A 10,153-nucleotide genomic window follows, 5' to 3' on the forward strand; every position below is an offset into this window, starting at 1 on the left:
TCTCTCCCTTTCCTTGCCTGCGTCGTTTTTGTTACAGAGACCGTTCGAAGGGGGCGGGTTGCTTGCGCTTCATCTGCTGCGGGCGACCGCGCTGGCCTTCGCGCTGGGGCTGGCGTTCCTTCTGGACGACCCGGCCCGGCAGACCACCGCCGCGGTGCCGACGACGCGTCCCGTCCGGCAGGCGCTGCGGGTGGCGCTGGTCGCCCCGTTCCTGGCGCTGGGGTGGACGGTGGCGGTGCTGCTCGTGCCGGAGGAGATACGTCCTCCGGTGGGCGACGTCACGTTGGAGGCGGCCGGGACCTTCGTCCTCACGCTGGCGGCGGCCGCTGTCGCCGTGCGGTTCACCGAGGCGGCGGAGCCGGGGCAGGGGGTGGCCGCGGCGTTGCTCACCTCGGCCGTGGTGATGGCGCTGGTGCTGCCGGGGCGATGGGCGATGTTCGTGGCGGTGCGCGACGAGCGGTGGGCGGCGTCCCACGAGCGGTGGGTGTGGGTGCTGGTGGCGGCGGCGCTGGTGTGGGTGGCGTGCGGGCCGGAGCGGTTGCGGAGGCGGACGTTGCGGGTCGGTTCGGCCAGCACGTGATCTCGCCCCCCGCTCCTCAAACGCCGGAAAACCTGAGTCGGGTTTTCAGCCGGTCCGGCGTTTGAGGACGAGGCCCTTTCGGGGCCGAAGCGGGGGTCTGGGGGCGCAGCCCCCAGGGATGGGACGGGTAGGGGCGGCGGGGGCGAGGAAACTCCGGCGCGCCCCCCGTCTCACGTCTCCGTGCGGTACATCAGGTCCGTCTCATGCGTCACGAACCCGAGCCGCTCGTACACCGACACCGCCGCCTTGTTGTCGGCGTCGACGTACAGCATCGCCGTCGGCAGTCCCTGCGAGGCCAGGTGCCGCAGGCCGATCGTGGTGAGGGACTTGCCGAGCCCGCCGCCCTGCGCGCCCGGCTTCACACCGAGGACGTAGACCTCGCCCAGCCGCTCCTCGGAGTGGACCTTGGTCCAGTGGAAGCCGATCAACTCGGCGCCGCGGAAGGCGAGGAAGAAGCCGGACGGGTCGAACCAGGACTCGGCCATGCGGGCGTCGAGGTCGCGCTGGACGAGGGAGCCCTGCTCGGGATGGTGGGCGAAGGCGGCGGCGTTGACGGCGAGCCAGGCCGAGTCGTCCTGGCCGGGCACGAAGGGGCGTACCGTCACGCCGTCCGGGAGGACCGGGTCGGGCAGCTCAAGGCCCGTCAGCGGCCGGCGCATCTGCCGTAGCTCACGGAACAGGGTCAGACCGAGGACCTGGGCGAGATGCCGGGCCGCGGAGTGGCCGCCGTGGGCCCACACCCGCAGCCGCTTGCCGGACGCGGCGAGGAGGGCGGAGCCCAGCGCCCGGCCGTGGCCGTGACCGCGGTGCGCGGGATGGACGACCAGTTCGGCGGCCGGCGCCTCCACCGGGTCGGTGTCCTCCAGCTGGGCATAGCCGACGAGTTGGCCGTCGACGGTCAGCAGCAGATGGGACACCCCCTCGCGTGCGCCACCGCGCAGTTGCAGCCGTCCCTGCTCCGACACGGCCTGCTGACCGTCGCTGTGCACGGCCTCCGCGAGGAGCGCCAGCACCGCTTCGGTCAGGTCCGGAGAGAGCGCCGAGTAGGTGTCGATCGAGCGGGAGGTGCCACGCCGTGCGGTGTCGTCGCTGGTCATGCGTACGAGGGTACGGGGAGGACCCCGCAAAGTGGGGGCAAAGGAAAGGGCAAAGGGAAACCAGGATGTAACCAGGAAACCCCTGTCGCGCTACGCGCGTTGACTCTAGGCTGCGCCGGACGGGGCCGACGTGATTCAGACATCCCACAGGGGGGCGTATGCCAGCCATATCCCAGCCGAACCGCCGCAGACGGACCGTCCGCGTCCTTGCCGCAGCCGCCGGTCTCGCGACCGTCGGCGCCCTCGCCGCCGCGCTGCCCTCGACGGCCGTCGCGGGCGAATCGGGCAAGTCGGGTGGTAAGGGGCCCAGCCGCTACCAGGACGTGCAGCTGCTGTCCTTCAACGACCTGCACGGCAACCTGGAGCCGCCGTCCGGTTCGTCCGGCCGCGTCACCGAACTCCAGGCCGACGGCACGACGAAGACCATCGACTCCGGCGGTGTCGAGTACCTCGCCACGCATCTGCGCGAGGCGCGGGAGGGCAACAAGTACTCCATCACCGCCGCCGGCGGTGACATGGTCGGCGCGTCCCCGCTCATCTCGGGTCTCTTCCACGACGAGCCCACCATCGAGGCGCTCAACGGCCTCGACCTGGACGTCACCTCGGTCGGCAACCACGAGTTCGACGAGGGCGCCAAGGAACTGGCCCGGCTCCAGAAGGGCGGCTGTCACCCGACCGCCGGCTGCTACACGGACGAGGAGTTCGAGGGGGCGGACTTCCCGTACCTCGCGGCGAACGTCCTGAACGAGAAGACCGGCAAGCCGATCCTCAAGCCCTACTGGGTGTGGAAGAAGAAGGACGTCAAGGTCGGCTTCATCGGCGTCACCCTGGAGGACACCCCGGGCGTCGTCTCCGCCGAGGGCGTCAAGGGCCTGAAGTTCAAGGACGAGGTCGAGACGATCAACAAGTACGCCAAGGAGCTCCAGCGCCAGGGCGTGAAGTCGATCGTGGCCCTCATCCACGAGGGCGGGGCCCCGGCCTCGGCGTCGTACAACTACAACTGCGACTCCCCGGGCGCCGGCGACGGCATCTCCGGCCCGATCGTGGACATCGCCAAGAACATCACCCCGCAGGTCGACGCGCTGGTGACGGGTCACACCCACGCCGCCTACGCCTGCACCATCAACGACCCGGCGGGCAACCCGCGCACGGTCACCTCGGCCGCGTCCTTCGGCCGTCTCTACACGGACACCACGCTGACGTACGACCGGTGGACGGGTGACATCGCCCGTACGGCCGTGAAGTCGGCGAACCACGTGGTCACCCGGACCGTCGCCAAGGCGACGGACATGACCGAGCTGATCAGCAAGTGGAACACCCTCGCGGCGCCCATCGGCAACCGCGCCATCGGTTACATCTCCGCCGACATCGCGAACACCGGCACCGAGTCCCCGATGGGCGACCTCATCGCCGACGCGCAGCTCGCCTACGGCAAGCAGCTCGACCCGGAGACGGACCTCGCGCTGATGAACCCGGGCGGTGTGCGGGCGGGTCTGACGTACGCGCAGAAGGGCACGGAAGGCGACGGCGTCGTCACCTACGCCGAGGGCTTCACCGTCCAGCCGTTCTCCAACACCGTGAACCTCCAGGACTTCACCGGCGCCCAGCTGATCCAGGTCCTCCAGGAGCAGGTGAGCGGCTCGAACCTGGCCTCGCCGAAGATCCTCCAGCCGTCGTCGGGCCTGACGTACACGCTGGACCTGACGAAGACCGGCGCCGAGCGGATCGTCGTCGGCTCCATTCAGCTCAACGGTGCGGCCATCGACCCGGCGGCCACCTACCGCGTCGCGACCAACAGCTTCCTCGCGGGCGGCGGCGACGGCATCACCACGCTGGGCCTGGGCACCAACGACCTCGTCGGCACGGACGACCTGGCGGCCCTTGAGCAGTACCTGCTGGCCAACTCCTCGGCCACGAGCCCGATCGCGCCTCCGGCGGCGAACCGGATCACGATCGTGAAGTAACCCCTTGGGGTGGTAAGAGGCGGTCGCGTCATATCGACGCGGCCGCCTCTTCGCGTATTAAAACCTGTGTGAGGGCGAGTTTGGTTCCTGGATGTCCCTGAAAAGTTGTCTCAGGTGCAATTCATTGAGGTCTAAGCGGAATCGGTCTTTTTCTCTTTCGGGAGCACGTAGTGTTTTCCATGTCGAACCGAACGGCACGAAGGAGAAAGCAAATGAGCTTCCACAAGATCACCCCCGTCGCCAAGAAGACCCACAAGGCCGCGCCCAAGAAGAAGGCGCAGGTGAAGAAGGTGACTCCGCAGCGACGCCCGGTATCCCATAAGAACTGAAATAAGCCGCACATAACCCCAACCTGATAACCGGAGAGGTAATTACCATGAGCTTCCACAAGATCGCCCCCGTCGCCAAGAAGAACACCAAGCCCGCCGCCCCGGCGCCGAAGAAGAAGGCTCCTCAGCAGAAGAAGGCCGCCGCCCGTCCGGTGTCCCGCAAGGGCTGCTGACACCCCATCGACGAGGCGGGGCCACCGACAGGGACTCGGTGGCCCCGCCTCGGGCATGTCCGCCGTACTTCGAGGGAGCAACCGAGGGAGCAACGATGAGGGAAGTCCGCGAGGCCTTCCGCCGCTTCTGGCCGCTGACCCGTGGCGACCGCAAGTGGCTGGTGGCGATCGTCGGGTGCGTGGTGGTGTCCGCGCTCGCCGAGACCGCCTCGATCCTGCTGTTCGCACACCTGACCGACACCGCCCTGAAGGCCGGTTCGCTCGCCGCCTTCTGGGGCCCGGCCGGCGCCTGGCTGGCCGTCGCCGCGCTCGGCGCGCTGGTCGGCTACCTCGGCAACTCACTCGCCACCTGGACCGCGGAGAGATTCGTGCTCCGGCTGCGGGCCAAGGTGTTCCGGCACGTCCAGGACCTGCCCCCGCACTTCTTCCAGAAGCACCGCCAGGGCGACCTCGTGGAACGCCTCACCGGGGACGTCGAGGCCATCGAGCAGATGGTGGTGTCCGGGGTCGTCGGCACGGTCGCCGCCGCGTTCTCCGCCGTCTTCTACTCCGCCGCCGCCCTCTACCTGCGCTGGGACCTGGCCCTCGTCACCTTCGTCCTCGCCCCCCTGTTCCTGCTGGCCGCCCGCCGCTTCGCCGGCCGCATCAAGAGCGCCTCCCAGGACGAGCGGGCCGCCGACGGCGCGATCACATCGGTGGTCGAGGAGTCGCTCGGCAATGTGGTGCTGACCCAGGCCTACAACCGCCGCGCCGACGAGGAGCAGCGGCTCGACCGCGAGGCCCGCGCCTGGATGCGGGCATCCGTGCGCGGGGCCCGGCTCAGCGAGATGTACGAGCAGTTCGTCGAGGTCGTCGAGACGGTCTGCGTCCTCGCCGTCATCGGACTCGGCGTCTGGGAGATCTCAGCCGACCGGATGACCCTGGGCCAGCTCCTCGCCTTCGCCGCGTTCATCGGCTACCTCTACCCACCCGTCCGCAACCTCGGCCAGCTCGGCCTCACCCTCACCGCCGCCACCGCGGGCGCCCAGCGCCTCAACGAGATCCTCGACGCCGAACCCGCCGTCACCGACCCGGCAGAACCGGTCCGGGCATGGCCCGTCCGAGGCTGGGTCAGCGTCCACGGCGCCGGCTTCCGCTACCCCGGCGCCGCCGAGGACTCCCTGCACGACGTCACCTTCCAGGCCGCCCCCGGCGAACTCGTCCTCGTCACCGGCCCGAGCGGCGCCGGCAAGTCCACCCTCGCCAAACTGCTGCTCCGCTTCTACGACCCCGCGTCCGGAGTGCTCTGCCTGGACGGCGTCCCCCTGACCGACGTACCCCTGGAGTTCCTGCGCGAGAACGTGGCGCTGCTCCCGCAGGAGACGCTCGTCCTGCACGGCACGATCCGCGAGAACATCGAGTGCGGCCGCCCCGGCGCGAGCGACGAGGACATCGAGCGGGCCGCACGCGCGGCCGCCGCGCACGAGTTCGTCACCGCACTCCCCGACGGCTACGACACCGTCATCGCCCCCGGCACCGCCGCCCTCTCCGGCGGCCAGCTCAAGCGGGTCGCCATCGCCCGCGCGATGCTGCGCGCCGCCCCCGTCCTCATCCTCGACGAACCCACCGCCGGCCTCGACTCGGTGGCCGCCCGCCGCATCGTGAAACCCCTGCGCGAGCTCATGTCCGGACGTACGACGATCATGATCACCCACGATCTGAGCCTCGCCCCCGACGCCGACCGCGTTCTCGTCGTGGACGAGGGCCGGCTGGTCGAGGTCGGTACGCACGACGAACTCGTGGAGCGCGGCGGCACCTACGCCGAACTGGCCGCTCACACCCGGCCGGCCGGGAACCCCACCGGACTCCTGAGCGTGTAGCCCAGCCCCCGCACGGTCTGGATGAGCCGCGGTTCGCCGCGGCTCTCCAGCTTGCGCCGCAGATACATGACGTAGACGTCGAGGGTGTTGGAGGCCGGCTCGAATTCGAACCCCCACACCTCCTTGAGGATCTGCGCCCGGCTGAGCACCTTCGCCGGGTGCCGCATCAGGTACTCCAGCAGGCCGTACTCGGTCCTGGTGAGGTCGAGCGGCCGGCCGCCGCGCGTGACCGTACGGCTGCGCAGGTCGATGGCGACGTCCTGGAAGGACAGCTGCTCGGCGGGCCCGGGCTGGGGCGGCACGAGGGTCCGGGGACTGCGCCGCAGCAGGGCCCGTACCCGGGCCAGCAGTTCCTCGGCGTCGAAGGGCTTGGTCAGATAGTCGTCGGCGCCGTTGTCGAGGGCGACGATCCGGTCGCCGACCGCGTCCCGGCCGGTGATCATCAGGATCGGGACGGTACACCCGGAGGCCCGGATCCGGCGGGTCGCGGCCAGGCCGTCGAGCTGCGGCATGGTGACGTCCATCAGCACCAGGTCCGGTTCGTCCCGGACGAGCTCCACGGCGGTCCGTCCGTCCCCGGCGAGTACGGTCTCGTACCCCTCGAACCGCAGCAGCCGTCCGAGCCCTTCCCTCACGGCCACGTCGTCGTCGGCCAGCAGAATCTTCCGCGCCATCTGAACACGGTGTGACGAAGTGCTGTGGCGGAGCTGGCAGGGCGATAAGCGTGGGCTTAAGGAAGTCGGCGGGCACGCCGGTGCAGGAGGGCGGCCAGGAGGACGAAGGCCGCGAGCGGGATGTAGAGGAGGTAGAGGAGCATCGAGGGCTCGTCGTCCGCGGTGAACATGAGCACCACCCACAGCAGGAAGTCGCACCCGAAGGTGATGAGCGCCCCGGTGGCCGCCCGCACCCAGGCCTTGGTGTGCGCGGTCCGCCTGCGGATGAGCGTCTCGACGGCCGGACGCGGCTCGAACGCGGCCCCGCGGTGCCGGGCACCGGCCTCCAGCAGGCCGGCGACCTCGGTCCACGGGTCGACGAGCTGCCGGTCGTCGATGTGCGGTAGGGCGTGACGGTGACCGTTGTCGCGGTACAGGTACGTGACGAAGTTCTGCCCCATGTAGTTCGCGCCGCGCGGCAGCGGCTCGACCCGCAGGTCGTAGACGTCGTGCCAGGCGGCCAGGCGCCGCTCGGTGAAGGCGCCGCGCACGGAGATGCCGTCGGCGGTGACGAGCGTGCGCCCGCGTCGCAGTCTCAGCGTCATCCAGCCGATCATCAGCACCGCGGCGAGCAGGAAAGCCACCCGTACCCACAGGGGAAGGGAGTTCGAGGAGTCAGCCAACCGAAAGAGAGGGTTCAGCAGCAAGCAGCCCATGAGGAAGAGGAACCTGCCCGGCAGCCTGCGCCGCCTGCCGTACTCCCGCTCGATCCCGAAGGTGTCCATCTACGCCACCCCGCGCCCGCCCGCGACCATGCCGCGCAGGAACCCGGCCTCGGCGTGCAGGTCCGGCACGCACCGGTCGTTGACGAAGGGCAGCGCGTGCCGACGGCCCGCCGAGTCGTACACACAGACGATGAACCGGAGACTGGACCCCTGCGGGGCGGGCTCGACGCGCAGGTCCTGGACTTCGTGCCAGGCCCATCTCCGCACGCGCAGGGCGCTGTACGAGGTGATCCCGCCGGCCCGTATCACCGTACGGGCCCGCAACAGGGCAAGCGCCATCCAGCCGTTGGAGAGCAGCAGGACCGTCACCAGGGCCACCGCGGGCCAGAACGGCACCCCACTGAGCAGCACTTCCCCGACGCCCGCCGCGAACAGGAGCCCGACCGCCCCGAGCGCCTTCCACACCGGCCCCCGTCTGCGGTACCGCCTGATGATGTCCCCGTCCATGATCCCTCCCCGTTGCCGGGATGATCGTAGGACGGGGACCTGTGCGTCAGGAAGCGGTCGGCGTCCAGTCGCCGAGCCAGTCCGCGACCTCCTGGTCGGCGGCCTGGGCGTCGGTCAGCTGGGGCCGGTTGCTGGTGGCGGAACCGGAACCCGCGCCGGTGTTCTTGTACTCGGCGAACCGGTCGTCCTTCCAGGAGAAGCCGCTCATGTCGGTCCACGGAGTGGACTTGATCGCGGCGCTCAGGGTGGTGTTGCGGACCGTCGTCTGCGGGTCGAGGGTCGTGTCACCGCCGGCGTGCCAGGGGCGGCCGAGGTAGAAGCTCGCGGACGAGACATCGCCGTTGACCGCCGAGTTGGCGATCAGGATGCCCTTGCGGTTCGCGGCGGTGCTGGGCGCGGTGACGTAACCCGCGGAGGTGCCGTCCCAGCGCTTCTTCAGCGTGATGACGGACTTGTCGATCACCGTGGTCGCGCGGCCGAAGATGAAGTCGACGTTGCCGACGACGTAGGAGTTCTTCACGTAGACGCGGCCCAGCCTGTCCTTGGACGCGGTGTCCACGAGCAGGGTGTCCTGGTCGCCGCTGACGATGATCCCGTCGAGGAACACCTTGTCGGCGGAGGTGCGCAGGGCGACCGCCTGGTGGCCGCTCAGGTTCTGGTTGGCCTTCTCGTCGAAGTCGTTGGAGATCGTCAGGTTGCGGGCCTGGAAGTCGTCGGCCTCGACGGCGACGGTGGCGCTGCCGCCGGTGCCGTAGGTGCCCGACCCGTCCGGCTTGGGCGTCCCGGACGCGTTGTTGTAGACGATCACCGTGTCGTTACGGCTGCCGCCCGTGCCCTGGATGGTGACGTGCGGCTTGTTGGACGGCACCTTCACCAGCTCGCGGTACGTCCCCGGCTTGACGGAGATGACGACGCGGGAGGCGTTGTTCGCGGGTACGGCGTTCACCGCGGCCTGCACGGTGGAGTACTGCCCGCTGCCGTCCTTCGCGACGGTGAGGGTGGTCGCAGCCGCGGCGGCGGTGGTGCTCGCCGTGGTTCCGATGGAACCGCGCGGCCCCACACCGGACTTGAGCAGGGACGGCACGTTGGCGGTGGCGTCGAGGGTGTACGCGTAGTAGCTCTTCGGATCGAAGGCCGTACCCCCGCTCTCGTTGCGCCCGCTGGTGCCGACGAAGGTGTTCCCCTTCTGCACGACGGTCGCGGTGCTGTCCTTGATGACGGGGTTGTTGACGCCCTGGAAGTAGGAGTTCTCCAGGACCATCTTGGTCTTGCCCCGGGAGTAGTTGCCGTACGACGACTTGATGTCGGTGTCGGCCACGTCCTCGAGGAAGTTGTTGTACAGGTGGGCGTGGGCGGCGTTGTCCGTCGAGGGGTTGCGCTGCTCGGTCTCGCGGATCCAGTTGTGGTGGATGGTGATGTCGGTGACGACGTTCTCCGTCCACCCGATGCCGAACGCCTTGTTGTCCTGGCTGAGCTTGTTCCAGGAGACGGTCACATAGGTGCTGTCCTTGCGGACGTCGATGAGCCCGTCGGCCATGTGCCGGAGGTCGTCGTGATCGATCCAGACGTGGTGGGCGCCGTCCATCTGGATGCCGTCGAAGTCGTGCTCTTTGTCGTTCCAGACGCCCTGGTAGGCATCCCGGATGGTCAGGTTCCGGATGATGACGTTGTGCACGCCGGACCCGAGGAAGAAGCCACCACCCACGATGTGCCCGGAGGTCCCGGACCCGACGATGGTCTTGTCGGACTTGACCTTGATCTCTTTCCCGACGGGGTCCATGTTGATGGTGGCCGCCACGACGATGACGTAGGGGGCGTCCGCGGTCGCGTACTTCTCCAGGTCGGCGAGCGTCTTGACGGTGACGATCTGCCCGTCGCGTCCGCCGTACGTCCCGTTCTGCCCGAGGGCGTTGACCGAGGCGAAGCCGTCGGCGGTGGCGGTCGCCCACGCGGGGACCGCGGCGGTGGCGGCGGACGCGGAGGACTGGGCGTCGTCACCGAAGAGCGGGCTGTAGGCGAGCACGCCGGCTGAGGTCAGGGCCAGGGGGATACCGGCGACCAGCGCGGTCTTGCGCCGACGGTGCCGTGGGGCCCTGTTGCGGGTGTCAGTCACGGGCTGCTTCCGATCGCTTCAGGTGTGGAGGGGGGTTGGGATCACCTGACTGTCGAAGCAGCGAGCGAAAAGGTTGCCGTGCGGGGAGATCTGCCGGTCGCCGGCTACGGCGTGGGGGCCGCCGCGTCCGGGTCCTCGGGGGGAGGCTTGGGG

At 69.4% G+C, this 10,153-nt stretch carries 9 protein-coding genes; 4 read left to right on the plus strand and 5 right to left on the minus strand.

The window, feature by feature from the left end:
• The first annotated feature begins 58 nt into the window (after positions 1–58).
• On the plus strand, positions 59–580 hold the full coding sequence (locus HLK59_RS44815; RefSeq protein WP_171147428.1) for an ABC transporter: 522 nt from the start codon (positions 59–61) through the stop codon (positions 578–580).
• Between the two features lie 170 nt (positions 581–750).
• Here HLK59_RS44815 and mshD read toward each other — a convergent pair whose 3' ends face one another.
• On the minus strand, positions 751–1,677 hold the full coding sequence (gene mshD, locus HLK59_RS44820) for a mycothiol synthase (RefSeq protein ID WP_171147429.1): 927 nt from the start codon (positions 1,675–1,677) through the stop codon (positions 751–753).
• A 158-nt stretch (positions 1,678–1,835) separates the two neighbouring features.
• Here mshD and HLK59_RS44825 point away from each other — a divergent pair, with 158 nt between their 5' ends.
• From HLK59_RS44825 to HLK59_RS44830, 3 genes are all read left to right on the plus strand, one after another.
• Entirely contained in the window at positions 1,836–3,641 is a 1,806-nt protein-coding gene (locus HLK59_RS44825; RefSeq protein WP_171147430.1) for a bifunctional metallophosphatase/5'-nucleotidase, read from the plus strand.
• Between the two features lie 376 nt (positions 3,642–4,017).
• A complete protein-coding gene (locus HLK59_RS52190; protein WP_277349581.1) occupies positions 4,018–4,143 on the plus strand; it encodes a hypothetical protein in 126 nt (41 codons plus the stop codon).
• Positions 4,144–4,238: 95 nt separating this feature from the next.
• On the plus strand, positions 4,239–6,002 hold the full coding sequence (locus HLK59_RS44830) for an ABC transporter ATP-binding protein (RefSeq protein ID WP_171147431.1): 1,764 nt from the start codon (positions 4,239–4,241) through the stop codon (positions 6,000–6,002).
• On the opposite strand, the gene HLK59_RS44835 is transcribed toward HLK59_RS44830, so the two are convergent.
• From HLK59_RS44835 to HLK59_RS44850, 4 genes are read right to left on the minus strand one after another with little or no spacing between them, the layout of a single operon-like run.
• Positions 5,957–6,676 (minus strand): response regulator transcription factor, encoded by a 720-nt coding sequence (locus HLK59_RS44835; RefSeq protein ID WP_171147432.1) that lies wholly within the window; start codon positions 6,674–6,676, stop codon positions 5,957–5,959. The genes HLK59_RS44830 and HLK59_RS44835 overlap by 46 nt on opposite strands.
• Before the next feature lie 56 nt (positions 6,677–6,732).
• Complete coding sequence (locus tag HLK59_RS44840) at positions 6,733–7,440, minus strand: hypothetical protein (RefSeq protein WP_171147433.1); 708 nt, start codon at positions 7,438–7,440, stop codon at positions 6,733–6,735.
• Positions 7,441–7,887, minus strand: a complete 447-nt coding sequence (locus tag HLK59_RS44845) for a hypothetical protein (protein WP_171147434.1) — start codon at positions 7,885–7,887, stop codon at positions 7,441–7,443.
• A 46-nt stretch (positions 7,888–7,933) separates the two neighbouring features.
• Positions 7,934–10,000: a pectinesterase family protein gene (locus tag HLK59_RS44850; RefSeq protein WP_171147435.1), complete on the minus strand. Its 2,067-nt coding sequence runs from the start codon at positions 9,998–10,000 to the stop codon at positions 7,934–7,936.
• Between the last annotated feature and the right edge of the window lie 153 nt (positions 10,001–10,153).

The organism is Streptomyces sp. S3(2020), assembly GCF_013044505.1.
GTDB lineage: Bacteria > Actinomycetota > Actinomycetes > Streptomycetales > Streptomycetaceae > Streptomyces.

Excerpts from the sequence above, each read along its gene's own strand:
- mshD (WP_171147429.1), bottom strand. The coding sequence starts at position 1,677 with ATGACCAGCGACGACACCGCACGGCGTGGCACCTCCCGCTCGATCGAC.
- HLK59_RS44825 (WP_171147430.1), top strand. The coding sequence starts at position 1,836 with ATGCCAGCCATATCCCAGCCGAACCGCCGCAGACGGACCGTCCGCGTC.
- HLK59_RS52190 (WP_277349581.1), top strand. The coding sequence starts at position 4,018 with ATGAGCTTCCACAAGATCGCCCCCGTCGCCAAGAAGAACACCAAGCCC.
- HLK59_RS44830 (WP_171147431.1), top strand. The coding sequence starts at position 4,239 with ATGAGGGAAGTCCGCGAGGCCTTCCGCCGCTTCTGGCCGCTGACCCGT.
- HLK59_RS44835 (WP_171147432.1), bottom strand. The coding sequence starts at position 6,676 with ATGGCGCGGAAGATTCTGCTGGCCGACGACGACGTGGCCGTGAGGGAA.
- HLK59_RS44840 (WP_171147433.1), bottom strand. The coding sequence starts at position 7,440 with ATGGACACCTTCGGGATCGAGCGGGAGTACGGCAGGCGGCGCAGGCTG.
- HLK59_RS44845 (WP_171147434.1), bottom strand. The coding sequence starts at position 7,887 with ATGGACGGGGACATCATCAGGCGGTACCGCAGACGGGGGCCGGTGTGG.